The sequence below is a fragment of the Pseudarthrobacter quantipunctorum genome (assembly GCF_045291495.1).
Taxonomy (GTDB): Bacteria; Actinomycetota; Actinomycetes; order Actinomycetales; family Micrococcaceae; genus Arthrobacter; species Arthrobacter quantipunctorum.
Map to the genome: position 1 here is coordinate 4,011,885 of NZ_CP148033.1, position 22,519 is coordinate 4,034,403.

Consider the following 22,519-nt stretch of genomic DNA (forward strand, 5'->3'; position numbering starts at 1 on the left):
GGTCAGAGCTCGGGTGCATGCTCTTCGGGCAGGGCGCCCTCGTCCTCCGGGTGCCTCTTGAGGTTGACCAGCGCGAGCGCCAGTCCACCCCAGACAGTGAGGATCGCAATGATCATCATGGTGATGGCGATAGGTGTCATGGTGCCGTCTCCCGTGCATCCTCTTTGACCACGTCGTCGTATTCGGGGTCATGGTGGGCTTTGGAACTGCGGCTCCAAGGGATGGCCGTCAGTATAAGGGCCAGGACCACCAGCGCGCCGGCCATGCCCCAGCCAAACAGGCCCACGAACCACTCGGGGTACCCCTCGTACGTGGTGCTGATCTTGCTGATGAATTCATTGGCCACCATGTAGATCAGGGCGAGGGGCACCACGCCGGCCACCAGCACTATCCACGCCCGCCCCATCCTGATGGTTGAGACGCGGTTCAGGTGGGCCGAGAGCAACGGCAGCTTGCGCAGGAACCACGCAAGCACCACCACGGTAACCAGCGCGCCCAGGGTGATCCCGAAACTGTTCACGAAGGCATCCGAGGTGTCCAGCAGGTAGAGGCCCGTTGCGGTGGGGAACAATCCCAGGGAGACGGCTGCCACCAGCACGCTGACCACCACCGACGCTTTGACCCGGCCCCAGTCAAGCTTGTCCTGCACGGCGGCCACGATCACCTCCAGCACGGAAATCAGGGAGGTGATCCCGGCGAATACCAGCGATCCGAAGAACAGCACGCCCATCAGCCCGCCGAAGGGGGCCTGGGACACGATGGTGGGGAACGCGACGAAGGCAAGTCCGATGCCCTGGGTCACGACCTCGTTCACGCCGGTACCTGCCGCCTGGGCCATGAATCCAAGAGCCGCGAAAACACCGATGCCGGCGAGGATCTCGAATCCTGAGTTGGAAAAGGCAACCACCATGCCGGAACCCGTGAGGTCCGTCCGGCGCTTGAGGTAGGACGAATACGTGACCATGATGCCGTAGCCCACGGACAGCGAGAAGAAGATGTGTCCGTAGGCCGCAGCCCAGACTGAGGGGTCCGCAAGCGCGGCCCAGTCCGGCGTGAAGAAGGCGTTCAGGCCTTCCGCTGCGCCGGGCAGGAAGAGCGACTGGACCACCAGGAGCAGGAACATCACCATCAGCAGGGGCAGGAGGATGGAGTTGGCGCGGGAGATGCCTTTGCGGATTCCGGCCACCATGATGATGATGACTGTGACCCAGACCAGCAGGAGCGGAAAGAAGACGGACGGCACGTAGGTGAAGCCGATGCCCGGGGCCTCAGCGACAGCCAGGAAGCTGCCGAAGAAGTAGCCCTCGGCGTCGTCACCCCACGCCTCCGTGAAGGAAAAGATGGTGTACATCAGCGACCAGGCGATGATTACTGCGTAATAGGCGGCAATGACGAAGCACACCAGCACCTGCCACCATCCCAGCGGCTCGGCAGCCCGGTGGAGCCGGCGGTAAGCCAAGGGCGCCGACCCGCGGAACTTATGGCCCACGGCGTAGTCGAGGAACAGCAGCGGAATACCGGCCGTCAGCAGTGCCACCAGATAAGGAATCAGGAAGGCGCCGCCGCCGTTGTCGTAGGCAATGTAGGGGAAGCGCCAGATATTGCCCAGGCCCACTGCCGAGCCGATGGCCGAGAGGATAAAGAGCCGGCGGGAGGAGAAGGTCTCACGCTGCGCCGGTGCCGCCTGGCCCGGCGATGTTGCGCCGCTCATTCCGCCACACCTCCCGCCCTGGCCGGGCCCGGCACGGGGCCGGCGGGTCCGCAAAAGCATTCTGGCCGTTTCATGAGGGCTCCCTCTCAGGTCACGTCGGAGAAACGCAGGCTACTCCGGGGACTTTACTGCCCGCCAAGGCTCCGCGAAAGTCCCGGTGCTCCGCCTGCCCCGCACCCAGGCCGGGACCAGGCGCCACCCCCTTCTCCGGGAGTAGGGTTCCATCATGGACATCATCCTGGTTCCCGGTTTCTGGTTGGATGCTTCCTCGTGGGAGGAGGTAACACCTGCCCTGGAGGCCGCGGGCCACCGCCCGCACCCGCTCACGCTTCCGGGTATGCAATCCGTTGACGCTGACCGCTCCGGCATCGGCCTGCGGGACCACATCGACACCGTGGTAGCTGCCATTGACGCCCTGGACAACAAGGTGGTCCTGGTGGGCCATTCCGGCGGCGGTGCCATCATCCATGGCGCCCTTGACGCACGCCCGGACCGGGTGGAGCGGGCGGTCTATGTGGACAGCGGACCGTTGGGTGAGGGCGGCGTCATCAACGATGAACTGCCGTCCGACGGCGATGACGTTCCGCTGCCGCCGTGGGAAGCGTTCGAGGACGCCGACCTGGTGGACCTCGACGACGGCCTTCGCGAGGCTTTCCGGGCACGGGCCATTCCGGAGCCAAAGGGCGTTGCCTACGCCCGGCAGCACCTGCATGACGAGCGGCGCTACGAAGTGCCGGCCACCGTCATTGCGTGCGAGTTCCCTTCCTCGCTGCTGCAGGAGTGGATCCAGGCCGGCCATCCTTTTGTGGCGGAGCTTTCCAAGGTGCGGGACGTGGAGTACGTGGACCTGCCCACGGGCCACTGGCCCCAGTTCACTAAGCCCGCGGAGCTTGCCCAGGCCATCCTGGCTGCAGTTGAGAGCCCTGGCGCCGGCGCTAACTGACCGGCGCTTAATTTTTCCCTGATCCCTTGCCTGCGGGCACCGTCGTCTCCATAATAAATGAATGTCGTTCATTTATTCCTCTCCTTACTTCTCTCCCGGCACCGTTGCCACCGCCGAAGCTGGCAGCCACATGCCTGCCGAATGGGAAAGCCACCACCGGACGTGGATGGCTTTTCCACCGCCCAACGGGACGTTCGGTCCGGTGGGAAGCTCCACGCTGGACCTCGCCCGCGCGGCGTGGGCGAGCGTTGCCCGCACCATTTCCCGCTACGAACCCGTCACTGTGGTGGCCGATCCCCGGGACGCCACCGCCGCCAAGCAGTGGCTTGGCGAGGGAATCACCGTGGTTGAAGTCCCGCTCGACGACGCCTGGATCCGGGACAGCGGACCTACCTTCGTACACCAACCGGATGGTTCGCTCGCCGCCGTCGACTGGGTCTTCAACGGCTGGGGCGCGCAAGGATGGGCCGCCTGGGACAAGGACCGGGACGTGGCCCGCGCAGTTGCCGGGCAGGCCGGAGTTCCGGCCATGTCCAGCGCCCTGGTTAACGAGGGCGGCGGGTTCCATGTGGACGGTGAGGGAACGGTGCTGTTGACGGAGACGGTCCAACTGGATCCGGGACGCAACCCGGGCGCCACCAAGGAATCCGTCGAGGCCCACATCCATGCAGCCCTGGGCACCACCAAGGCCATATGGCTGCCGCGCGGGCTTACCCGCGACTACGACGAATTCGGCACCCGCGGACATGTGGACATCGTGGCCGCCTTCGCCGGGCCCGGCACCATCCTCCTGCACCGGCAGGATAACCCGGCGCATCCCGACCATGAGGTTTACCGGGAACTCCGGGAAGCCCTTGCTGGGCAGACCGATGCCCAGGGCCGGCCGCTGCGTATCATCGATGTTCCAGCCCCCACGGCCCTCAAGGACGACGAAGGGTTCGTGGACTGGTCCTACATCAACCACTATGTGGCCAACAACGTGGTGGTGCTGTGCAGCTTCGATGATCCGAACGACTCGATCGCCGCCGGCATCCTCCAGCGCGCCTATCCGGGACGGGCCGTGGAACTGGTGGACGCCCGCGACATCTTCGCCTTTGGCGGCGGCATCCACTGCATCACCCAGCAGCAGCCGGCTCCGGCCCGGCGGCAGGATGGGCCGGCATGAGCGCGTTCAGTGTTGTGGAAGCAGGGATCCGCGAGCTCCGAACGGCCCTGGAGGCCGGACGGACCACCAGCGAGGAGCTGGTGCACCACTACCTGCAGCGGATCGCAAAGTATGACTCTTCCGGCATACACCTGAACTCGCTGGTGGTGATGAACCCGGACGCCCTGGCCGAAGCGAGGGCTTCGGACGCACGCCGGGCCCGGGATTCAACACTCGGACCCCTGGACGGAATTCCCTACACGGCCAAGGACAGCTACCTGGTCCGGGGCCTTACCGTGGCCGCGGGGTCGCCGGCCTTCAAGGACCTCGTGGCACGGAAAGATGCCTTCACCATCGAGCGCCTGCGCGCGGGCGGAGCCGTCCTGATTGGACTGACCAACATGCCTCCAATGGCCAACGGAGGTATGCAGCGCGGCGTATATGGCCGCGCCGAAAGCCCCTACAACGCCGGATACCTCACCGCGGCCTTCGCCTCGGGATCCTCGAATGGTTCCGGAACTGCCACCGCAGCCAGCTTCGCCGCGTTCGGGCTCGCGGAGGAGACCTGGTCGTCCGGCCGGGCCCCGGCGTCGAACAACGCGCTCTGCGCCTACACGCCGTCCCGAGGCGTCATCTCGGTCCGCGGCAACTGGCCGCTGGTGCCCACCATGGACGTGGTGGTGCCGCACACCCGCACCATGGCGGACCTCCTGGAGGTCCTGGATGTTGTAGTAGCTGATGATGCGGAGACCCGCGGGGACTTCTGGCGGATGCAGCCATGGGTCGAACTGCCCAAGGCATCCGAGGTGCGCCCTGCTTCCTACCTGGAGCTGGCCTCACCGGACCGGGCCGCAGCCGTTCGCGTCCTGGCCGGCAAGCGCTTAGGGGTCCCGCGCATGTACATCAACGCTGACCCCGAAGCCGGTACAGCCCCTGCTCCGGGGATTGGCGGACCCACCGGGCAGCGCATACATACCAGCGACTCGATCATCGATCTCTGGGAGGCAGCACGACGCGACCTCGAGGCCGCGGGAGCCCACGTCATCGAGGTGGATTTTCCCGTGGTGTCCAACTACGAAGGCGACCGCCCCGGAGCCCCCAGCATTTCGACCAGGGGTCTGGTGTCCCCCGGCTACCTTCGCAGGGAAATCGTTGACCTCTCGGCCTGGGCCTGGAACGACTTCCTGGACGCCAACGGGGACCCGGGCCTCTGCCGGCTGGCCGACGTGGACGGCGCAGCCGTCTTCCCCGCGCCGGACGGCTCACTGCCGGACAGGTATCACGGGTTCGACGACGACATCAGCGACTACCCCGCATGGATCCGGAAGAACGGCGTGCCTGAACTGGGTGCGATACCCCACCTGGCTGAGGGGCTGCGCGGGCTGGAGGAAACCCGCCGGGTTGACCTTGAACAGTGGATGGACGGCCTGGGCCTCGACGCCGTGATCTTCCCCGCCGCTGCCGACATCGGGCCCGCCGATGCTGACCGCAATGAGCGCTCGGCAGACCTGGCGTGGCGCAACGGCGTCTGGGTGTCCAACGGCAACCTGGTTCCCAGGCATCTGGGAATCCCCACCGTGACGGTACCCATGGGACTTGCCGCGGACACCGCCATGCCCGTCGGCCTGACGTTCGCGGGCAGGGCGTACAGCGATACAGTCCTGCTAACGCTCGCTGCCGCGTTCGAAGCCACCGGCAGCCGCCGGGTCCCGCCGCCCCGCACCACACCCCCCATCCCGGGGGAGCTAACCCCGGGTACGGGAGAAGCGGAAGAACTGCACGCCGTGGGCAGGCGGATCCACCGCCAGGGCGGGGGCGCCGTATAGGCCGGTGAGCCGGGCGCCGGCCCCGCTCCACGCCTCCCGGGCTGTCCAGCTGCCCGGACCCGGAAGGCCAAGGTCCGCGAGCGGCAGTGTCCGAGCCAACCCAACCATCCCGGTGTTGAACACTGCCGCGAACCTGTCCTCCGTCGTCGTACTTTCCGCTGTCCACAGCACCAGGTGCCCGTCCCGCAGCAGTTCGCGGTTGTTTCGGCTCGCCGCGAGCACGTCAAGGACATCGCGGTTGGTCAGCAGATCGAGGGTTTCCGGCGGTGACGACGGCAGGTCGCAGCCGAGCATAAGCGGGGAACGGCTGATGCACCAGAGGGAGAGCATGGTCCTTTGCTCGTCAGGCGTCAGGCGCGTGAGCCGGGCAGGCCCCCGCTCGGCCCGCAGCGCGATCCGCCCCACCGGCAGCATGTCCGCGTCCGCCCAACTCCCGGGCCGCTGGTGGGGAGCCCAGCGTGCCATCCGGGCAAACTGCGCCTCCACATCCTCCCAGCTGTCCCAGAGGTCGTCCGAAACCCGCCACATGTCAGCATTGGTGCGCAAATGCTCAAGGTGTGCCAGGGACAGGGCCCTGCCAGGCGACAGGCTGAGGACCATGTCCCTGCCGCTGCGGTCGATCGCGCGGCGGTAGGCCGCGATCTCCTCGGCGAAGTAGGGGCCCAGCATGTCATCTGCCTTGATGAAATCCACGCCCCAGGAAGCGAAGAGCCGCAGCTGGGAATCGTAGTAGGCCTGGGCGCCGGGGTGGCCGTGGTCCAGGCCGAAATTGTCCGTATTCCACTCGCAGACGGAGGACGTGTCAGCCACCTGGTCCGCGGTGGCATTCGTCCCTTCAATTGGGAGGGCATCCCGCACCGCCTGGCGGGGGATGCCGCGCATGATGTGCAGGCCGAATTTGAGGCCCAGGCCGTGGATCCGGTCCGCGAGCGGTTTGAAGCCGGGGCCACTGGCGGCCGACGGGAACCTGTTAGGCGCCGGGAGCTGCCGGCCGTACGGGTCCAGTTCCAGTTCCGCGCCGTCGTTATACCCTCCGGCCCGGGCGCCGGGCTCGTACCACTGGATGTCCACCACCACGGTGTCCCAACCAGAGGGCAGAAGGTGCCTGGCCATGAACGCGGCGTTTGCCAGAACCTCCTCCTCGGTTACGGACGTGCCGTAGCAGTCCCAGCTGTTCCAGCCCATCGGGGGGGTGCCCGCACGCGTCATCCCGCAAATTTACAACGATAGAAAGAGAAGTGCCAGCGCGGCACGGCATGCGTTGGACCAGTCCGTCCGGCAGCGTGAACGCGCCTTGACAGCCCGATTGTTAGCGCTGACAGTTGAGGGAGCCAATTTGCACCTCCAACCGGAAAGCCGACTCGATGAAGAACTGGGCAGGGAACCTTGACTACGCCTCCGCGGAGGTCCGGCGGCCAACTTCCGTGGAAGAACTTGCCGGAATCGTGGCCGGTGCCGGCCGGGTCAAGGCCCTTGGATCGCGGCACTCGTTCAACCGGGTGGGCGACACCGACGGCGTGCATGTGCTGCTGGATGCGCTGCCCCAGCGGATCGAACTCTCCCCGGACCGCACCACGGTGCGGGTCAGCGGCGGCGTCAGCTACGGGGAACTGTGCCGCGCCCTGGAGCAGTCCGGCGCCGCCATTCATAATCTCGCGTCACTCCCGCACATCTCCGTGGCGGGCGCAGTCCAGACCGGAACGCACGGCTCCGGCGTCAACAACCAGTCCCTGGCGGGAGCCGTCCAGTCGATCGACCTCGTGCGGCCGTCCGGCGAACAGGTTTCCCTCACCCGCGCCGATGGCGACGAATTCCTGGCCAGCGTGGTGGGACTCGGCGCCTTGGGGATCGTGACCGGCCTGGAACTCGCCGTCCAGCCGAGCTTCCGGATGCGCCAGCGCGTTCTGGAGAACCTGCCGTGGGACCAGGCGCTGGGCAGCTTCCGCGAACTCGTGTCCAGCGCCTACAGCGTCAGCCTTTTCACGGACTATGCCGGGGATTCCATCAGCCAGGTCTGGCTCAAGGCCCTGGACTCGGAGCCGCCCCTGGACGGGCTGTTCGGTGCCACCGCTGCCGTGCGGCCCCGGCACCCACTGCCGGACATGTCCGCGGAAAACTGCACAGTGCAGTTGGACGAACCCGGCCGGTGGCTGGACCGCCTTCCCCACTTCCGCCACGAATTCACGCCGAGCAAGGGTGAGGAGCTGCAGAGCGAGTTCATCCTCCCGCTGGAGCATGCCCCGGCCGCCATTGAGGCAGTCCGCGGACTCGCGGACAAGCTCGCGCCGCTGCTTTTTGTTTCGGAGATCCGAACCGGTGCCGCGGACGGGTTCTGGCTCAGCCCCTTCTACCGGCAACAGAGCGTCGCCCTGCACTTTACGTGGAGGCCGCTGCAGCCCGACGTGGAAGCGGTCCTGCCGGAGCTCGAGGATCTGCTGAGGCCCTTCGGGGCCCGTCCGCATTGGGGAAAGCTCTTCTCCCCCGCAGGGCACGACTGGGAAGCGCTGTACCCCCGCTTCGCCGACTTCCGTTCACTGGCGTCGGCGCACGATCCGGACGGCAAGTTCCGGAACGGGCTGCTGGACAGCATCCTGGGGGTACCGGCGGCCAGCGCGCGGTAGCACGTTGTGCCCACCCGATAGGCTGGGCTGATGAACCGCCGCCTCGCAGTCCTGTCCGCCGCTCCCCTGCTCCTGCTCCTTTCCGGCTGTGGTGCCGTTGAGGAGGCGGCGGGCAACGCCGTCAGCGACGCCGCCTCGAAGGTGGCAACGGCCGGCGCTGCCGAGGTGAACCGCCAGATCTGCGCCGTTGTGCAGGACGGCCTGGTCAGCGTTGAGGACAAGCAGCTGCTCGCGGGTCTTGTCTCGGCAGCCTCCACTGCAGGCGTCCCGGCGGAAATTACGACGCCGTTGCGCCAGATTGCAGAGGCCGGGGACGAAGTGCCGGCAGAGTCCGTCCAAGCACTCAAGGATGCCTGCGCGGCTTAGCAGACCGGCATAGGCCGGCCGGCTAATTTAGCGCCAGCCCAAGCGCGCGGAGCGGCGCAACCCAACCGGTCAACCTCAGTGGCCGGACTCGTCCATGCCGCGAAAGGCGGATCCCCGGGTGTCCTGGGGGCGTCTCGCAGAACGGTGCTCGGGCGGAGCGAAGGGGACCACCTCGTGGCTCCGGCCCGCAGGGAGGGCGCTCACGAATTTTGCCAGCTCCTCGCTCAGGACCTTCCAGCCGATGCTCGGATCGTCAGGGTAGGCATTGATTTCTTCCCGGCGGGCAGCTTCCAGGATGGCTGCCCCTGATTCCGTAAGCTCCACCTTGAACTGCCTGCGGTCGGCGGACTGGCGCGTCCTGGTGATGTAGCCCGCACCCTCCAGCCGAAGCAGGACACGTCCTAACGTCTGGCTCTGTACCCGTATAGCTTCGGCGAGCTGTTCCTGGTTCAGGGGCCCGCCGGCCAGGCCTTCAAGGGCTATCACTGCCGCCCGGGTAAGGCCCAAGTGCGCCAGGGCGTCGTCCTGGCGCCGTTGCACCAGCCTGGCCGCCACGGAAATCAGGCGGTAGCTGGTGCGGGCATCTGGATCGAGGTTGCTGGTCATCGGGCCGTGGCCTTCCTGTGGGTGGCGAAGTGCAGGGTGTTATTCACCTTTTGTTGCGTCGCTACGTTCTCTACAATAAGCATGCTTAGCATCCGGTTCGCAAGTAGGCTTACTATCCGCCCGGCCTCCAGCGCCGCCCGGGCCGCTTCACCCAAAGCCTCCCGCCCGCCCCTGAACGGCTTATTGGACGAAGCCCCTTGCGCATCAAAAGGGAAGTGTGCTTAGTATCTAATTAGTAACCATGCTTACTACTAGCCAGCGTTGCTGGTTCTTGATCGCCAGCTGACCCTTCAGGAAAGAGAGCCCGATGACAGAGAACCAATGGCCCCAGACCCCCGGCACTGCAAACACCGAGCCCTATGGTGTGAACACAGCAGGCGCCGACGACACTTTCGGCACGGCACCCGCTGCGGGTTCTGCCGGCACCTCCAAGAGCCAGGCGGCGAAGGAGGAGGCTTCGAACGTTGCCGGCCACGCCGCATCGTCAGCCCAGAACGTAGCGCAGACCGCCAAGGAAGAAGCCGCGCACGTGGCCTCCGAGGCTAAGTCCAGCGCGCAGGACCTCCTGCACCAGGCGAAGTCCGGCTTGACCAGCCAGGCTGGCACCCAGCAGCAGAAGGCCGCTGAAGGCATCCGCACTATTTCCAGCCAGCTGCACAGCATGGCAGACGCACCGGAGCAGCAGGGCATGGCAAGCGACCTGATCCGCCAGGCTGCCGGCACCACCGACTCCGTGGCCTCCTGGCTGGAGAACAAGCAGCCCGGAGACATTCTCGGTGAAGTCCAGAGGTTCGCGCGCAACAACCCCGGCACCTTCCTGCTGCTGGCCGCAGGCGCCGGAGTCCTGGCCGGCCGGCTCACCCGCGGCCTGACCGCAGGCGCGCCGGATTCCCGCGGCGCCGCATATGGTTCGCCGTCGCAGCGGTCCGTGCAGCCCCAGCCGGTTGCACCCCTCCACCAGGAGACGGTGTACGCAGCCGGAAATGACGACCTCTACAGCGAGCCTGTTGTGGGCGCCGGCGCTCCGGTATCCACCACTTCCCTGCCCTCCGGCACGGCTGAGGACACTCCCCTCCGGTTCGAGGATGACCCCTATCGGGACGAGGACGGCTCCTACCGCAGCACCGACGGCGGTTACCGCTCATCGGAAGGACGTCAGCTGTGAGTAGTTCGATTCCGGAACCGGCTCCGAGCGCGGCGCACCAGAAGGCGGATAATGCCTCGCTGGGTGAGCTGCTCGGGGATGTGACCCGTGACCTGTCCACGCTTATGCGCCAGGAAGTCGAGCTGGCAAAGGCCGAGCTGAAGCAGTCGGCCACGAAGGCCGGCAAGGGCTCTGGCATGCTCGCCGGGGCAGGCGTGGCAGGACACTTCGTCCTTCTCTTCCTGTCCCTGGGCCTGATGTTCGCCCTCGGCGCCCTGATGCCGCTGGGCTGGGCCGCGCTGATCGTCGCCGTGATCTGGGGCATCATCGCCGCGGTCCTGGCCTCGATCGGCCGCAAGGAACTCAAACAGATCAAGGGCCTGCCCCAGACCGGCGAAACCCTGTCCGAAATACCCCCAACCCTAAAACCAGGTGAGGTAAACCGATGAGCGATAACCCGGACGCAATCCGTTCAGACATAGAAGCCACCCGCGCACGCCTGGGCACCAACGTCGACGCCGTGGCGGACAAAGTCACCCCCTCAAACATCGTCCACCGCCAGACCGACAAAGTGAAGGACGCGGTCAGCGGGGTCAAGGAGAAAATCATGGGCGCAGCAGACCACACCACCACCCGTGTCCAGGACACCATGCACAGCGGAGCCGGGCACACCGGCAACGCCCTGCACTCCACCGGTGACACCCTGCACGGGGCCAAGGACACCGCCGCGGCGAAGCTCGGTGACGCCGGAACAGCGATCTCCAACGCACCGGACCAGGTCAAAGCCAAAACCCAGGGCAACCCCTTGGCCGCGGGCCTGATCGCGTTCGGCGCCGGTATGCTGATCTCCTCCCTGATCCCGGCCAGCCAGAAGGAACGCGAAGCCGCGGACCAGCTCAAAACCGCAGCCCAGCCCCTGGCCACCCAGGTCACCGACGCCGCCAAGGACATGGTCCAGGACCTCAAGGAACCAGCCCAGGAAGCCATGGAAAACGTCAAGGCCACCGCCACCGACGCCGCCCAGAACGTCAAAGCCGAAGGCCAACACGCAGCCACCGACGTCAAAGACCACGCCACCGACGCCGCAGGCCACGTCAAGAACACCTAGGAGCACCTAGGTATATCTAGGCAGCAACAGGCCGGCTCTCCTTGGAGCCGGCCTGTTGCCGTTAACGCCGTTAATCCTGCTTGCACGGAAAGCACTGGCCTTCGCCGCCGCCAGCATCCGGCATCCGGCATCCGGCATCCGGCACTGAACGTCCGGCACTAAAAATTGGGTGCGAAACAGCTACCGTTTGCCCTTCTTTCGCGAACCCTTGCCCCGCCCCTTGTCCGGGTTCGGGGCGTACCGCTGGGCAACCTTGGGCGCCTTCTTGGCTCCGGTGCCCCTGCGGTCCGGTTTTGGTTCCTTTTTGGTTTTCACCGGCTGGGCCGACGGCTGGCGGGAGCTCTGCGCCGTCCGTCCGCGGACAATCCCGATGAACTCCTCAATCACTTCATCCGTTGAATCCGAGGCCCACGCCACGGCGATTTCCGTGCCGGGAGCGCCGGTGAGCCGCCGCGCCACGGTGTCCTTGACGTTGAAGTGCCGGGCAACGGACATGGGGAGGATGGCCAGCCCGGCGCCCGTGGCCACCACCTGCAGGGCGGGCTCCGGGCCTCCGAGCGCAGCCACGTCGAGGAAGGATTCCTGTTCCAGGTCCGCCAGGGCCACCTCCTCGAACACGGAAATCTCATGCCCCTTGGGCGCCACCACCACCGGCTGCTCCTCGTACAGCGGAATGACGCTGAGGCCTTCGCGTTCCACGGGAAGCCGGACGAAGCTGAGGTCCGCGGAACCCTCGCGGAGCACCGCAACCTGGGCGCCGTCGTCGGACATGAACGCCTGCAGCGGAACGTCGGGCATCCGTTCTTCCCACCGCCGGATCCATTTGCCCGGGGTTACCCCGGCCACATACGCGATGCGGAGCGTGCGGGGCGCGGCGTCGTCCGCCTGCCCGGCAGGCTGGTCCTGGTCACCGGGACCGGTTGTCTGGGGGATGTCGTGGGAGGGCACGTCTTCACAGTACCGTCCGCCCGGATACCCTTGAAGCATGACCTCTGCAAACTCCCAGTCCATGAAGCCGGCCACTGTTGCCAAGAAACTTGGCATCTACCTGCCCGCAACACCCCAGGAGTTCCAGGATTCAACCATCACCCGCGCCGAGTTCGCCGAACTGCAGGCCAACCCGCCGGAGTGGCTTGCCGAGCTCCGCCGCAACGGCCCGCACCCCCGCCCGGTGGTGGCCCAGAAACTGAACGTTTCCATCAGCGGCCTGGCGCGCGGCGGCGTTGAGGATGCGCTGACGACGGCGGAAATCACCGCGCTCCTGCAGGCTCCGCCGCAGTGGCTGGTCACCGAGCGGGCAACGCACGCCGCCGTCCGGGCCGAGGCGCAGCGCGTCAAGGAAGAATCCGCGAAGAAGGACGCCAAGAAGGCCCGCGCCAAGGCCGAGTAGGCCCGCCCAAGCCGCATCAGGGGCTTGTTCGCGGATCCGGACCTTGACGGTTGGGATCTGCGAACAAGCCTCTGTTATGTCCCGTGAACCCTCAGTCCTGGTGCAGCTGGATGAAGTTGCCGCAGCCGTCGTCGAACACCGCGCTGATCCCGGACGGGTCCTCCGCCGGCTCACCCTTGAAGCTGACCCCTGCCGCCACCAGCCGCTCGTACTCCGCGCGCACGTCCGGCACGCCGAAGACGATAGCCGGGAGGCCGGCGTCGTGCACGGCATTCATGTAAGCGGCGCCGATCGGGTTGTCACTGGGCTCCAGGAGCAGTCCCACTGAACCGGCGTCCGAGCCGGGGTCCTTGATGATGTACAGATTGTGCTCGGGCATGACCATCAGCGTCTCGAAGCCCAGGGTTCCTGTGTAGAAGGCATGGGCGGCGGCGGGGTCCTTGACGTGGATGCTGCACATTTTGAGTCTCATGGACCCACGGTACGTGGCGTTCCGTCCACCTGAAAGGGCACCTGTTCCGGGACTGCATGCCTGCACCATTGACCCGCTCCCGGGAACGGGGTGGAATGGAATGACCAGCCCGGGATTCCGCGGCCCGGGCATGCGCTGGAAGTCAGGTGTCCGCCATGGGGGAAGGATTCTTCGAGGGACTGGTCCAGGGAGCCTGGGCCCTGCTGCTCTGCGGCCCGGTGCTGGTTGCCAGCGTTGCGGCCACCATCTTTGTGGTCCGGCGGCGCGCGCTTGCCGGCGGGAGCGGCCCAACTGAGCGTTCGGACCAGCTGTTCTGGGACCTGTTCCTGGGGTCAGCCGTTGCTGTTCCCGCCCTGCTCATCCCCACCCTGATCTCACCGTGGACGGGCCTGTTCCTGGGAGGCGCGGGCGTTGCCGCAGGCGTGGCCGCCTACCTCTGGACGCCGAAATACCTCGCGCGGCGTACCGCGCGCCATGACTACCGGGCGCTCGAGTCCGCCCACCTTGCAGCCCAGGCCCGGCATGACGAACTGATCGCCCGGTGGCGGCGCTATGAGCTGGATCCGGCCTGCTCCATTGAGTATCCGGCGCTGACGGATGTCCGGACCCCCGAAACCTCAGCCCTCATCAAGGCCATGAGGCAGGCTGACGAGCTGCGTGGCGCGCCCCACCAGGGATATCCCGACGCCGTCACCAGCCTTGGTGCCACCCTTGCCGCTGCCGAGCGGGCAGCAGGCGTCCCGGCGGAGCAGGCCTAGACGTTACCCGCTGTGTCGCCTGCCATGGAAGAGGGAACCCGGCGGCGATAGCATCCAATGATGGATCCCCAGGAGTTGCCAACCCATGACCAGTTCGGCCGAAGGCTCGAGGACCGCGGCGTCTGGCGGCAGGCCACCACCCTGGCTGCGGCCGGGGAACTGACGGCCCGCTGGCTGGAAGGGGCGAGCCAGTACCAGCCCGGAACCTTCGCCCCCGGATTCGACGGTGAAACCCGGCCAATCGCAGCCTCCCTCGCGGAGTTGAACCGCCACGGGCTCTTCACCAAGGAGTCCCAGCCCGGCCTCCGCCTGGGCCCGGCGGCCCAACGGCAGTACGTAACGGGGTTTTGCTCCGCGGCCGCTGCCTCGGCCCTGATCGGCCTGTCCGCCCGCACGGAACTGGTCACGGTGGCCCACGCTCCCGGCGAGGCCAGCAGCGCCGCAATCCCGGTGACGCTGGCAGGAACTGAAGTCACCACGGTGCTGGGCTCCAGCGAGAATCCGGTGGACGAGGAACAGATCCGCGATTGGGCGGACGAAACCAACGAGTCCCTGGCGCTGCTGCTCGCCGACTCCTGGTATGTGGAGGTTTTCGACCCCGTCTGGGGCCGGAACGAGATGCTGCTCCCGGAGGTCCTGGCCGCCCTCTCAGCGGTGGAACCCGGATAACGGCACAACGCCAGGGGCGGGGCGGCCTCAGCCGCCCCGCCCCTGCAATTCCATCCGGCCGGCAGATCCTACAGGTCCACCGTGCCGCTCTCGCCGACGCTCATCCGGCTGTGGGTGACCTTGGACTTGACCCACTGGAGCACCGTGGCAGCGGTACCGCCAGGGCTGGTCCAGTATTCCGCCGAGTCTGAGTCGATGCGGAGCAGGCACACCTCGGGGGTATCCGGCCCATCCGGGAACCAGGCTTCAACCGCCTGGTTCCACATCTCGCGGATCTTCTCCCGGTCAGTGACAACCTGCGCCGTTCCCGCCACAGAAACCCATTCGGTGTTCTTGCCAAAGGAGACGTTCACGCGGGGGTCCGCCCGGACATGCGCCACCTGCGAGGTGCCAAGGCCCGTGAAGAACCACATGTCGCCGTCGTCCTTTACATCCTGGACAGCCAGCGGCCGGCTCACGAGGGCGCCTTCTTCGTTGATGGTGGTCAACATTCCGATGCGGGAATCGTTGATGATGTCCGTAACCTTGCTGATGCTCTCAGTGTCAGTCATATCTCACCTCGTTGGTCTGCTTGCGGGGGAACTCCCCTCCGGCCAGCCTATTGGTAAGCATGCTTATTTTCCAGCCCGGGAGGTCCTGTCCGCCGTGCGCTGAAAACCGGTCAGGCTCCGGCAGGGACAGCCACGCGCGCCACTTCCATGATCCGGGCTGCGGTGTGCCGGCCCATCCGGATGGCTCCGTCAACGTGCTGGTAGCCTTCGGCGGCCAGGTCCGATGAGGACCAATAGATGGGCCCCACCGGGGCGTGCTGGTCCTTGCCGTAGCGGTGCAGGCCGCCGAGGTCGTAGCTGGAGGCATATGCGCCGCGGGTCCATTCCTCCGAACCCCAGTCCGACTCGTAGTAGACCTCGGGTTCCAGCGCCTCGGCGCCCAGGAACCCTGCGATGGACTCCAGGATGGCGCGCTTGCGCTCCCCGGCACCCAACTCGAAGACGGCGTCGGCCTTTTCATCCGAGACGAACCCCACCAGGGTGCCCCTGGCGTCGCCGAAGTTGGTGTTGTCGTATACCTCCTGGACCAGGGATCCGGCGCCGAAGCAGGTGCCGGACAGGCCGGAGTTCCGCCAGAACGGGCGGCTGTAGACGGCATGGACCTTAATGACCAGGCCCAGCGACTGGTGCTGGTGCATCTGGTGCTGGCGGCGCGGCAACGGCGGGTTGAAGGAGACGCGTGAATAGAGGTTGGGGGGCACGGCCATAATCACGTAGCGCGCGTTGACGGTTGCCCCGTCAGAGACCACGGTGACGCGGTGCCCTTCGGCATCCGGCTCCCAGTTGATGGTGCGTACCGGGGAGTTAAGGACGACGTCGTCCCCCAGTTCCTGCGCGAGCAGCAGGGAGACCTGCTGCATTCCGCCTACCACGCGCCGGTCCAGGATGAAGTCTTCATCGGTGAGGTGGGTGAAGGACCCTGCCGAGGCCGCCATCAGCACGGCCTGCAGGGCGGAGAACGCGTGCGCCGGCTTGGTAAGCATGCCGCCGGCAATGAAGAGGCCGATGTTGTTGCATGCTTCCTCGTTGGACGAGTGCTGCCGCAGCCAGTGGTGGAAGGAGATAGTGTCCAGCTCACGCGCCTTCGGGTGCGCCCACGGCTCGGTTGCGCCGATTTCTGCTGCAAGCCCGTCCAGCAGTGCGGTCAGCTTGTCCATTTCGGCCTGCGTATCAGGGTCCACGGGGAACGAATCACCGGCATAGCGCACAGGGACACCGTCCGCGCCGATATACATCGACTCACCCTCCCGGTACCTGGGGTACGTCTGCAGGCCCAATTCCTCCAGGAGTTCCAGGAGCACGGTCTGGTCCGGCGAGACCCATTGGCCGCCGATCTCCAGCATTGCGCCGTCAACCGTGCCGGTCCAGGTCCGGCCGCCCACGCGGTTCCGCGCCTCAAGCACGGCAACGGTGAGGCCGGCCTTCTTCAGTTCACGGGCTGCGGTGAGCCCGGACGGTCCGGCTCCAACGACCACGACGTCGCGGTTCAGGTTCAGCATGATGTCCTCTCTTTGGTCCTGCCAGGTGACGGGAACCACTAAATGAACGGCATTCATTTAGTAGAACTATAGCCGGTCCTGGCAGGGACGGGAAGGGCCCGGTGGAATAATGCTGGAGACCACCAACGAAAGGGCAGGCATGCCGGCAGTATCAGCCACTCAGGGGCGCCCTTCGGGGACTGCCGGCACCCAGAGGCGGAGGGCCGGCAGGCCGTCCGCAGCCGTCCTGGACAAGGCCGGCATCACGGCGGCGGCACTGGAACTGATCAACCGCAAGGGGTATGACGGCCTCACCATGGCCGCATTGGCCAGGGAACTGGACGTGGCGCCGTCGGCCCTTTACAACCACGTAGCCTCCAAGCAGGATGTGCTGCTCCTGGTGGAGGACCACCTGATGTCCCTGGTGGACGTCTCAGGATTCGGCTCCGCAGCCTGGGAGGCCGCGGTCCGCACGTGGGCCTGGAGCTACCGGGACGTCTTTGCCGTCCACACCCCACTGATTCCAGTGATCGCTGTCCTGCCCGTCACCGATGCGCCCCAGACGCTGGCCATGTACGAGACCGTAAGCAAGGGATTCGCCGACGCCGGGTTCCCGCAGGAGCACATCATTCCCGCCATCGTGGCGCTGGAGTCCTTCATCTTTGGCTCCGCTTACGACGTCACGGCGCCGGAGGACATCTTCGAATCCGGATCAATGGCGGAGTCCACCCCCTACTTCACGGCTGCCGTGCGGAGCTCGGCGTCGCGCCGGGACGCGCCGGCCGGGCAGGAACGGGGCCGCCCGGCCGACACCGCGTTCCATCGCGGACTCGAGGCCCTGATCACGGGATTCGGGGCAATCAGGAAGTAGCCTCCACCCCGGGCATCAGGCGGACTGGTCCACTGCCACAACAATCTTGCCGCGGGTATGCCCCTCCATGTTGAGCCGGAATGCATCCGCCGCCTGGGCCAAGGGGAACACCTCGGCAACCTCCACCCGCATCTTCCTCTCGTCCACCAGGTCGGCAAGCTCCTGCAGCTGGGCGCCGACGGGGCTTACCCACATCCAGGCGCCGCCATGTTCCTCAACGTCGCTGTCGGCAATGGAGGCATGCCTGCCGCCTTCTGCAAGGACCGCCAGGGTGGCCTCAAGGTTCCCGCCGACAAAATCGGCAACCACCTCCACCCCGCCCGGGCGGAGCGACCTGACCCGGCTGGCAAGGCCCTCACCATAGGCGATGGGATGCGCGCCCAGGGAGCGGAGGAAATCGTGGTTCTTTTCCGACGCCGTCGCAATGACGTCGGCGCCCAGTGCCGCGGCAATCTGGATGCCCAGGGATCCCACACCGCCGGCTCCGCCGTGGATCAGCACGGTTTCGCCGGACGCGAGGCCCAGGCGGTTCAGGACCTGGTAGGCGGTCAAACCGGCCAAGGGAAGTCCGGCCGACTCGTTCCATTCAAGGGTTGCCGGCTTTCGTGCCAGGAGCCTCTCCGGGAGGGCAATGTATTCGGCAAAGCTGCCGCCATGGACATAATCTTTGCGTCCGTAGGAGATCACTTCGTCTCCGGGCTTGAACTGCCGGGAATCAATTCCCACGGATTCCACCACGCCGGCCACATCCCACCCCGGGATCGCCGGGAACTGCAGGTCCATCGCCGCGTCCAGGTAGCCCGCCATGATTTTCCAGTCGACCGGGTTGACGGACGCCGCCTTCACCTTGACCAGGACCATTCCAGGCCCCACTTTCGGCAGGGGTTGCTCCGTGAGCCCGAGAACGTCAGGGCTGCCATATTCGCTGTAAGTGATTGCCTTCATTCCTGCGTCAACAGCGCCCCCGCCTGCCGCTATTCCTGCCCTGCACCGGGAGTGGCCGATCACACGGAGCAGTAGAGCACTTGTAATACAAGTACTCTACTTATATCCTAAGAGGGCGGGCGAAGGAGCCCGGTCCCGCCCGAAGGAGAACCCGTGAGTACCGTCGACCTGATCCGGCACGTCAAGCTGTCCACCGCCCGCCTTCCCCTCGCTGTTCCCATCAGTGACGCGAAGGTCTTCACGGGACGCCAGAAGCCCATGACCGAGGTCATCTTCCTCTTCGCCGAGATCACCACGGAACTGGGGCACACCGGCGTCGGCTTCAGCTACTCCAAGCGCGCCGGCGGTCCCGCACAGTACGCACACGCCAGGGAAGTCGCCGCGGGCATCATCGGCGAGGATCCCAACGACATCGCGAAGATCTACACCAAACTGCTGTGGGCCGGAGCGTCGGTGGGCCGCTCCGGAGTGGCCACCCAGGCCCTGGCTGCGATCGACATTGCCCTCTACGACCTCAAAGCCAAGCGGGCCGGCCTGCCACTGGCCAAGTTCCTGGGCACGTACCGCGACTCCGTGCAGACCTACAACACCTCCGGCGGCTTCCTCAACGCCAGCCTGGAGGAAGTCAAGGCCCGCGCCACGCAGTCGCTGGAGGAGGGCATCGGCGGCATCAAGATCAAGGTCGGCCTGCCGGACAGCAAGGAGGACCTCCGGCGCGTCGCCGGGATCCGCGAGCATATCGGCTGGGACGTTCCGCTGATGGTGGACGCCAACCAGCAATGGGACCGTGCCACCGCCCTGCGGATGGGACGCCAACTCGAGGAGTTCAACCTGATCTGGATTGAAGAACCTTTGGACGCCTACGACTTCGAGGGCCACGCGCACCTGGCGCAGGTCCTGGACACTCCCATCGCCACCGGCGAAATGCTCGCCTCCGTCGCTGAACACAAGGGCCTGATCAGCGCCAACAGCTGCGACATCATCCAGCCGGACGCGCCCCGGGTGGGCGGCATTACGCAGTTCCTCCGCCTCGCCGCCCTGGCGGATGAGCGCGGGCTGGGGCTGGCCCCGCATTTTGCCATGGAGATCCACCTGCACCTGGCCGCTGCCTACCCGCGCGAACCCTGGGTTGAACACTTCGACTGGCTCGATCCGCTGTTCAACGAACGCCTCGAAACCAAAAACGGCCGGATGATCGTCCCGGACCGCCCCGGCCTGGGCATCACCCTGAGCGAGCAGGCGCGCGCGTGGACCACCGAATCAGTGGAGTTCGGCGCGTAACCTAGTTGCCATGACCCGGAACCTCACCGCGGACCTCGCCGCCGACCTTCGCACCCGCATTGTGGACGGCGTCATCCAGCCGGGAGAGAAGCTTCCCAGTGAAAACACCCTGATCAGCGACTTTGGCGTCAGCCGTACCGTGGTGCGCGCCGCACTGACCCGGCTGCAGGCCGAGGGACTTGTGGAAACCGAACGGGGGCGTGGAAGCTTTGCCCTGACCCCGCCGTCGGACGGACCCTCCCCCGGGCCAGGGGCGCGTCCGGTGGCCACGATGGAGGACCGGCTGCATCTGCTGGAGTTCCGCATGGGCGTGGAGACGGAAGCCGCTGCGCTGGCAGCGCGCAACCACACGGAGCGGCAACTGCGGGCCGTCACCACAGCGCTGGAGGAGTTTACCGCCAGTGCGGGGCACCCGGCGCACGCCATGAAGTCCGACTTTGAGTTCCACCGGGCAGTGGCCGCCGCCTCCGGCAACCCTTATTACTCCGACTGCCTTGCAGCGCTGGGCCAGACTATGATCGCGATGCCGCGCACCCGGCTGCTGACCGGCGTCGAACACTATGCCCGGGACCACTTTGACCAGGTGGTGCAGGAGCACCGGTCCATCTCGGAGGCGATCGCGGACGGGGACGAGGCCGCCGCCGCAGCCGCCATGCGCAGCCACCTGGCAAATTCACGACGCCGGTTCAAGGCTTCAGCGCGCCCCTGACCCTGGCGACACGCGGCGCCGCATGGCCCCAACCGATTCCCGTCGTCGAACCAGACTTTGAGGCACCCGGGTTTGGACTTAACACCCGGGAACCCCGGGGTGGAAAGTCCAGTCAGCGGTGTAATCGGCTCTAAGCACGTCGCCGAACGCAGAAGAGCCCCGGTCCTAAGACCGGGGCTCTCCCAATTGCGTGCGCGAGGGGGGATTTGAACCCCCACACCCTTTCGGATACTGGCACCTGAAGCCAGCGCGTCTGCCGTTCCGCCACTCGCGCGCAACTTCTTCCACAAAGTAACGGCCCGTTTCCAGGATCCGCAACCTTGTAAAAGCAGCGAGATCAAGCATAACGGACACTGGACGGAAATTACCAATTGGGCTCCCGTGCGCCTGCCCGGGCCCGGGTGAACCCGCAATTCCGCGCCCCCTTCCCGGTAGGGAACTGCTGCCGGATCCGGCCTTCCTGCGGCAGGGAAGTGAACTTTTGCAGGCGGCGGGCCGTTGTGGATTAAGGTCATTCACAGGCCTGCCCAGTAGTATCGGATGTAGGAGTGGCTGCCGCACGCGCGCACGCTCCTGAGTTGTGAACTGCACGGCGGGTGAAGTTCCGAAACGGAAGCTGCCCCGCAGCCGGGGGGAAAGGAGAAGGATCATGGGTCTGCTGGACAAAGTTGAACGCGGCATTGAAAAGGCTGTCCGAGGCGTCTTCTCCACCGGCTCCCGCGCCCAGGTTGAACCCGTGGAAATCGCCAGCAGGCTGCGCCGCGAGGTGGACCATAGGGCCCTGACGGTGTCGGCCGGCCGCACCCTGGCACCCAATGTCTTCGACGTCCAGCTCAGTGAAGACGACTTCAAGAGGGCCCAGGAATGGGGCACCCCGCTGGCGGAAGAACTGTGCGATGTGGTGATCAACCACGTCCGCAGCCAGGGCTACACGCTTCAGGGTTCGGTGCGGATCTCCTTCCGTCGGGACACGGAGCTGCGTGCCGGCGACTTTGAAATCATTTCCTCCACCGAAAAGTCCCAGGGTTCCCCGGCCGGCGCTCCGGCACGCCCCACCGTGCCGGCAGTTCCCAGCCGCCAGCCGGTCCGGCTCCAGCCCGTCCTGGACATCGACGGGCAGCGCTACTCCCTCAACGCGCCCTCCATTGTGCTGGGCAGGTCTTCCGATGCCGATATCCATGTCGAGGACACCGGCGTTTCGCGCCGCCACCTGGAAATCCGCACGGCCAACGGAGTGACCAGCGCCGTGGATATGGGTTCCACCAACGGCAGCTATGTCAACGGGCAGAAGGTGTCAGGGAGCACCGAACTCACTGACGGCTCCACCATCACTATGGGACGGACAAAAATCATCTTCCGCCTTCTGCCTGCCGGCCCTGGTGGCCGCGCATGAGCGACCTGACCATCACGGCCCTGCGCTTTGGCTTCCTCCTGCTCCTGTGGGTACTGATTTTCAGCATCGTCTCGGCGATGCGGCGGGACCTCATGGTGGGGCGCAAGGCAGCCTCGGGTGCCCCAACCCAGCGCCAGGTCCGCAAGAATCCTGATCTGGCGGAAGCCGCACCGCAGCCGGTGAAGCAGCAGGCCCACCAGCTTGTCGTCATCGAGGGGCCGCTCAAGGGAACCACCCTTCCGCTTGCCGCCAGCCCCATCCTCCTGGGACGGGCACAGGAGGCCACGCTGGTCCTGGAGGACGACTACGCCTCCGGCCGCCATGCCAGGCTGTTCCCCCAAGGCAGCCGCTGGTTCATCGAGGATCTCGGCTCAACGAACGGAACGTACCTGGCGGACCAGCAACTTACCCGTGCCCTGCCGGTTGAGCCAGGGGTACCCGTGAGAATCGGCAAGACGGTCATCGAATTGAGGCCATAGCCGTGGCCGCCACGCAATCCCCCGCAAACGGGCACCAGCCCCCGCAGCGGCCCC

25 protein-coding genes and 1 tRNA gene are annotated in these 22,519 nt (G+C 66.2%); 16 read left to right on the forward strand and 10 right to left on the reverse strand.

Annotated elements, in window-relative coordinates:
• Positions 1 to 2: 2 nt before the first annotated feature.
• On the reverse strand, positions 3 to 140 hold the full coding sequence (locus tag WHH00_RS18295) for a methionine/alanine import family NSS transporter small subunit (protein WP_013599219.1): 138 nt from the start codon (positions 138 to 140) through the stop codon (positions 3 to 5).
• Positions 137 to 1,711 carry a sodium-dependent transporter gene (locus WHH00_RS18300; protein WP_406635032.1) on the reverse strand — a complete coding sequence of 525 codons (1,575 nt, stop codon included), beginning with the start codon at positions 1,709 to 1,711 and terminating at the stop codon, positions 137 to 139. Before WHH00_RS18300 ends, WHH00_RS18295 begins: the two co-directional genes overlap by 4 nt.
• A 226-nt stretch (positions 1,712 to 1,937) precedes the next feature.
• Between WHH00_RS18300 and WHH00_RS18305 the strand changes: the two genes are divergently transcribed.
• From WHH00_RS18305 to WHH00_RS18315, 3 genes are all read left to right on the forward strand, one after another.
• Positions 1,938 to 2,654, forward strand: a complete 717-nt coding sequence (locus tag WHH00_RS18305; RefSeq protein WP_406635034.1) for an alpha/beta fold hydrolase — start codon at positions 1,938 to 1,940, stop codon at positions 2,652 to 2,654.
• Between the two features lie 61 nt (positions 2,655 to 2,715).
• Positions 2,716 to 3,819, forward strand: coding sequence for an agmatine/peptidylarginine deiminase (locus WHH00_RS18310; RefSeq protein WP_406635036.1), 1,104 nt, complete (start codon positions 2,716 to 2,718; stop codon positions 3,817 to 3,819).
• A complete protein-coding gene (locus tag WHH00_RS18315; protein ID WP_406635038.1) occupies positions 3,816 to 5,624 on the forward strand; it encodes an amidase in 1,809 nt (602 codons plus the stop codon). Before WHH00_RS18310 ends, WHH00_RS18315 begins: the two co-directional genes overlap by 4 nt.
• Here the strand turns inward: WHH00_RS18315 and WHH00_RS18320 are convergent.
• Complete coding sequence (locus WHH00_RS18320) at positions 5,544 to 6,833, reverse strand: glycoside hydrolase family 27 protein (RefSeq protein WP_406635040.1); 1,290 nt, start codon at positions 6,831 to 6,833, stop codon at positions 5,544 to 5,546. The two genes, WHH00_RS18315 and WHH00_RS18320, sit on opposite strands and share 81 nt — an antisense overlap.
• A gap of 155 nt (positions 6,834 to 6,988) precedes the next feature.
• On the opposite strand from WHH00_RS18320, the gene WHH00_RS18325 reads away from it, so the two are divergent.
• Positions 6,989 to 8,245: a D-arabinono-1,4-lactone oxidase gene (locus WHH00_RS18325; protein WP_406638682.1), complete on the forward strand. Its 1,257-nt coding sequence runs from the start codon at positions 6,989 to 6,991 to the stop codon at positions 8,243 to 8,245.
• A 30-nt stretch (positions 8,246 to 8,275) separates the two neighbouring features.
• A complete protein-coding gene (locus tag WHH00_RS18330; protein ID WP_406635042.1) occupies positions 8,276 to 8,611 on the forward strand; it encodes a hypothetical protein in 336 nt (111 codons plus the stop codon).
• A gap of 75 nt (positions 8,612 to 8,686) precedes the next feature.
• Here the strand turns inward: WHH00_RS18330 and WHH00_RS18335 are convergent, their stop codons facing one another.
• Positions 8,687 to 9,217 carry a MarR family winged helix-turn-helix transcriptional regulator gene (locus WHH00_RS18335; protein WP_400516875.1) on the reverse strand — a complete coding sequence of 177 codons (531 nt, stop codon included), beginning with the start codon at positions 9,215 to 9,217 and terminating at the stop codon, positions 8,687 to 8,689.
• A gap of 307 nt (positions 9,218 to 9,524) precedes the next feature.
• Between WHH00_RS18335 and WHH00_RS18340 the strand changes: the two genes are divergently transcribed.
• The 3 genes from WHH00_RS18340 to WHH00_RS18350 are packed head-to-tail and all read left to right on the forward strand — an operon-like array spanning position 9,525 to position 11,469.
• Positions 9,525 to 10,382: a hypothetical protein gene (locus tag WHH00_RS18340; protein WP_406635044.1), complete on the forward strand. Its 858-nt coding sequence runs from the start codon at positions 9,525 to 9,527 to the stop codon at positions 10,380 to 10,382.
• Positions 10,379 to 10,810 carry a phage holin family protein gene (locus tag WHH00_RS18345; RefSeq protein ID WP_406635046.1) on the forward strand — a complete coding sequence of 144 codons (432 nt, stop codon included), beginning with the start codon at positions 10,379 to 10,381 and terminating at the stop codon, positions 10,808 to 10,810. Before WHH00_RS18340 ends, WHH00_RS18345 begins: the two co-directional genes overlap by 4 nt.
• Positions 10,807 to 11,469, forward strand: a complete 663-nt coding sequence (locus WHH00_RS18350) for a DUF3618 domain-containing protein (RefSeq protein WP_406635048.1) — start codon at positions 10,807 to 10,809, stop codon at positions 11,467 to 11,469. Before WHH00_RS18345 ends, WHH00_RS18350 begins: the two co-directional genes overlap by 4 nt.
• Before the next feature lie 180 nt (positions 11,470 to 11,649).
• On the opposite strand, the gene WHH00_RS18355 is transcribed toward WHH00_RS18350, so the two are convergent.
• Positions 11,650 to 12,456, reverse strand: a complete 807-nt coding sequence (locus WHH00_RS18355) for a LysR family substrate-binding domain-containing protein (RefSeq protein ID WP_406638684.1) — start codon at positions 12,454 to 12,456, stop codon at positions 11,650 to 11,652.
• On the opposite strand from WHH00_RS18355, the gene WHH00_RS18360 reads away from it, so the two are divergent.
• Entirely contained in the window at positions 12,455 to 12,859 is a 405-nt protein-coding gene (locus tag WHH00_RS18360; RefSeq protein ID WP_104186612.1) for a DUF5997 family protein, read from the forward strand. The two genes, WHH00_RS18355 and WHH00_RS18360, sit on opposite strands and share 2 nt — an antisense overlap.
• Positions 12,860 to 12,950: 91 nt before the next feature.
• Here the strand turns inward: WHH00_RS18360 and WHH00_RS18365 are convergent, their stop codons facing one another.
• Positions 12,951 to 13,331 (reverse strand): VOC family protein, encoded by a 381-nt coding sequence (locus WHH00_RS18365; protein WP_406635050.1) that lies wholly within the window; start codon positions 13,329 to 13,331, stop codon positions 12,951 to 12,953.
• 155 nt (positions 13,332 to 13,486) lie between these two features.
• Between WHH00_RS18365 and WHH00_RS18370 the strand changes: the two genes are divergently transcribed.
• Both WHH00_RS18370 and WHH00_RS18375 read left to right on the forward strand, forming a co-directional pair.
• On the forward strand, positions 13,487 to 14,089 hold the full coding sequence (locus WHH00_RS18370) for a hypothetical protein (protein ID WP_406635052.1): 603 nt from the start codon (positions 13,487 to 13,489) through the stop codon (positions 14,087 to 14,089).
• A 60-nt stretch (positions 14,090 to 14,149) separates the two neighbouring features.
• Positions 14,150 to 14,758 (forward strand): DUF6919 domain-containing protein, encoded by a 609-nt coding sequence (locus WHH00_RS18375; RefSeq protein WP_406635054.1) that lies wholly within the window; start codon positions 14,150 to 14,152, stop codon positions 14,756 to 14,758.
• Between the two features lie 68 nt (positions 14,759 to 14,826).
• On the opposite strand, the gene WHH00_RS18380 is transcribed toward WHH00_RS18375, so the two are convergent.
• Together WHH00_RS18380 and WHH00_RS18385 are read right to left on the reverse strand one after the other, a co-directional pair.
• Positions 14,827 to 15,309: a pyridoxamine 5'-phosphate oxidase family protein gene (locus tag WHH00_RS18380; RefSeq protein ID WP_406635056.1), complete on the reverse strand. Its 483-nt coding sequence runs from the start codon at positions 15,307 to 15,309 to the stop codon at positions 14,827 to 14,829.
• Between the two features lie 110 nt (positions 15,310 to 15,419).
• Positions 15,420 to 16,808 carry a flavin monoamine oxidase family protein gene (locus WHH00_RS18385; RefSeq protein WP_406638686.1) on the reverse strand — a complete coding sequence of 463 codons (1,389 nt, stop codon included), beginning with the start codon at positions 16,806 to 16,808 and terminating at the stop codon, positions 15,420 to 15,422.
• A gap of 109 nt (positions 16,809 to 16,917) precedes the next feature.
• Between WHH00_RS18385 and WHH00_RS18390 the strand changes: the two genes are divergently transcribed.
• Entirely contained in the window at positions 16,918 to 17,658 is a 741-nt protein-coding gene (locus WHH00_RS18390) for a TetR/AcrR family transcriptional regulator (protein WP_406635058.1), read from the forward strand.
• 15 nt (positions 17,659 to 17,673) lie between these two features.
• Here WHH00_RS18390 and WHH00_RS18395 read toward each other — a convergent pair whose 3' ends face one another.
• Positions 17,674 to 18,603 carry an NADP-dependent oxidoreductase gene (locus WHH00_RS18395; RefSeq protein ID WP_406635060.1) on the reverse strand — a complete coding sequence of 310 codons (930 nt, stop codon included), beginning with the start codon at positions 18,601 to 18,603 and terminating at the stop codon, positions 17,674 to 17,676.
• A gap of 153 nt (positions 18,604 to 18,756) precedes the next feature.
• On the opposite strand from WHH00_RS18395, the gene WHH00_RS18400 reads away from it, so the two are divergent.
• A complete protein-coding gene (locus tag WHH00_RS18400; protein WP_231457647.1) occupies positions 18,757 to 19,884 on the forward strand; it encodes an L-talarate/galactarate dehydratase in 1,128 nt (375 codons plus the stop codon).
• A gap of 10 nt (positions 19,885 to 19,894) precedes the next feature.
• Positions 19,895 to 20,593: a FadR/GntR family transcriptional regulator gene (locus tag WHH00_RS18405; protein WP_406635063.1), complete on the forward strand. Its 699-nt coding sequence runs from the start codon at positions 19,895 to 19,897 to the stop codon at positions 20,591 to 20,593.
• A gap of 191 nt (positions 20,594 to 20,784) precedes the next feature.
• Here WHH00_RS18405 and WHH00_RS18410 read toward each other — a convergent pair.
• Positions 20,785 to 20,867 (reverse strand) — tRNA-Leu (locus WHH00_RS18410).
• A 375-nt stretch (positions 20,868 to 21,242) separates the two neighbouring features.
• On the opposite strand from WHH00_RS18410, the gene WHH00_RS18415 reads away from it, so the two are divergent.
• Together WHH00_RS18415 and WHH00_RS18420 are read left to right on the forward strand one after the other, a co-directional pair.
• A complete protein-coding gene (locus WHH00_RS18415; protein ID WP_406635065.1) occupies positions 21,243 to 21,986 on the forward strand; it encodes an FhaA domain-containing protein in 744 nt (247 codons plus the stop codon).
• On the forward strand, positions 21,983 to 22,465 hold the full coding sequence (locus tag WHH00_RS18420) for an FHA domain-containing protein (protein ID WP_350004155.1): 483 nt from the start codon (positions 21,983 to 21,985) through the stop codon (positions 22,463 to 22,465). Before WHH00_RS18415 ends, WHH00_RS18420 begins: the two co-directional genes overlap by 4 nt.
• Positions 22,466 to 22,519 lie beyond the last annotated feature (54 nt).

What these genes read in the sequence shown, in the direction of transcription:
- WHH00_RS18295 (WP_013599219.1), bottom strand. Translation starts at nt 140, where the DNA reads ATGACACCTATCGCCATCACCATGATGATCATTGCGATCCTCACTGTC.
- WHH00_RS18300 (WP_406635032.1), bottom strand. Translation starts at nt 1,711, where the DNA reads ATGAGCGGCGCAACATCGCCGGGCCAGGCGGCACCGGCGCAGCGTGAG.
- WHH00_RS18305 (WP_406635034.1), top strand. Translation starts at nt 1,938, where the DNA reads ATGGACATCATCCTGGTTCCCGGTTTCTGGTTGGATGCTTCCTCGTGG.
- WHH00_RS18310 (WP_406635036.1), top strand. Translation starts at nt 2,716, where the DNA reads ATGTCGTTCATTTATTCCTCTCCTTACTTCTCTCCCGGCACCGTTGCC.
- WHH00_RS18315 (WP_406635038.1), top strand. Translation starts at nt 3,816, where the DNA reads ATGAGCGCGTTCAGTGTTGTGGAAGCAGGGATCCGCGAGCTCCGAACG.
- WHH00_RS18320 (WP_406635040.1), bottom strand. Translation starts at nt 6,833, where the DNA reads ATGACGCGTGCGGGCACCCCCCCGATGGGCTGGAACAGCTGGGACTGC.
- WHH00_RS18325 (WP_406638682.1), top strand. Translation starts at nt 6,989, where the DNA reads ATGAAGAACTGGGCAGGGAACCTTGACTACGCCTCCGCGGAGGTCCGG.
- WHH00_RS18330 (WP_406635042.1), top strand. Translation starts at nt 8,276, where the DNA reads ATGAACCGCCGCCTCGCAGTCCTGTCCGCCGCTCCCCTGCTCCTGCTC.
- WHH00_RS18335 (WP_400516875.1), bottom strand. Translation starts at nt 9,217, where the DNA reads ATGACCAGCAACCTCGATCCAGATGCCCGCACCAGCTACCGCCTGATT.
- WHH00_RS18340 (WP_406635044.1), top strand. Translation starts at nt 9,525, where the DNA reads ATGACAGAGAACCAATGGCCCCAGACCCCCGGCACTGCAAACACCGAG.
- WHH00_RS18350 (WP_406635048.1), top strand. Translation starts at nt 10,807, where the DNA reads ATGAGCGATAACCCGGACGCAATCCGTTCAGACATAGAAGCCACCCGC.
- WHH00_RS18360 (WP_104186612.1), top strand. Translation starts at nt 12,455, where the DNA reads ATGACCTCTGCAAACTCCCAGTCCATGAAGCCGGCCACTGTTGCCAAG.
- WHH00_RS18355 (WP_406638684.1), bottom strand. Translation starts at nt 12,456, where the DNA reads ATGCTTCAAGGGTATCCGGGCGGACGGTACTGTGAAGACGTGCCCTCC.
- WHH00_RS18365 (WP_406635050.1), bottom strand. Translation starts at nt 13,331, where the DNA reads ATGAGACTCAAAATGTGCAGCATCCACGTCAAGGACCCCGCCGCCGCC.
- WHH00_RS18370 (WP_406635052.1), top strand. Translation starts at nt 13,487, where the DNA reads ATGGGGGAAGGATTCTTCGAGGGACTGGTCCAGGGAGCCTGGGCCCTG.
- WHH00_RS18375 (WP_406635054.1), top strand. Translation starts at nt 14,150, where the DNA reads ATGGATCCCCAGGAGTTGCCAACCCATGACCAGTTCGGCCGAAGGCTC.
- WHH00_RS18380 (WP_406635056.1), bottom strand. Translation starts at nt 15,309, where the DNA reads ATGACTGACACTGAGAGCATCAGCAAGGTTACGGACATCATCAACGAT.
- WHH00_RS18385 (WP_406638686.1), bottom strand. Translation starts at nt 16,808, where the DNA reads ATGCTGAACCTGAACCGCGACGTCGTGGTCGTTGGAGCCGGACCGTCC.
- WHH00_RS18390 (WP_406635058.1), top strand. Translation starts at nt 16,918, where the DNA reads ATGCTGGAGACCACCAACGAAAGGGCAGGCATGCCGGCAGTATCAGCC.
- WHH00_RS18395 (WP_406635060.1), bottom strand. Translation starts at nt 18,603, where the DNA reads ATGAAGGCAATCACTTACAGCGAATATGGCAGCCCTGACGTTCTCGGG.
- WHH00_RS18405 (WP_406635063.1), top strand. Translation starts at nt 19,895, where the DNA reads ATGACCCGGAACCTCACCGCGGACCTCGCCGCCGACCTTCGCACCCGC.
- WHH00_RS18415 (WP_406635065.1), top strand. Translation starts at nt 21,243, where the DNA reads ATGGGTCTGCTGGACAAAGTTGAACGCGGCATTGAAAAGGCTGTCCGA.
- WHH00_RS18420 (WP_350004155.1), top strand. Translation starts at nt 21,983, where the DNA reads ATGAGCGACCTGACCATCACGGCCCTGCGCTTTGGCTTCCTCCTGCTC.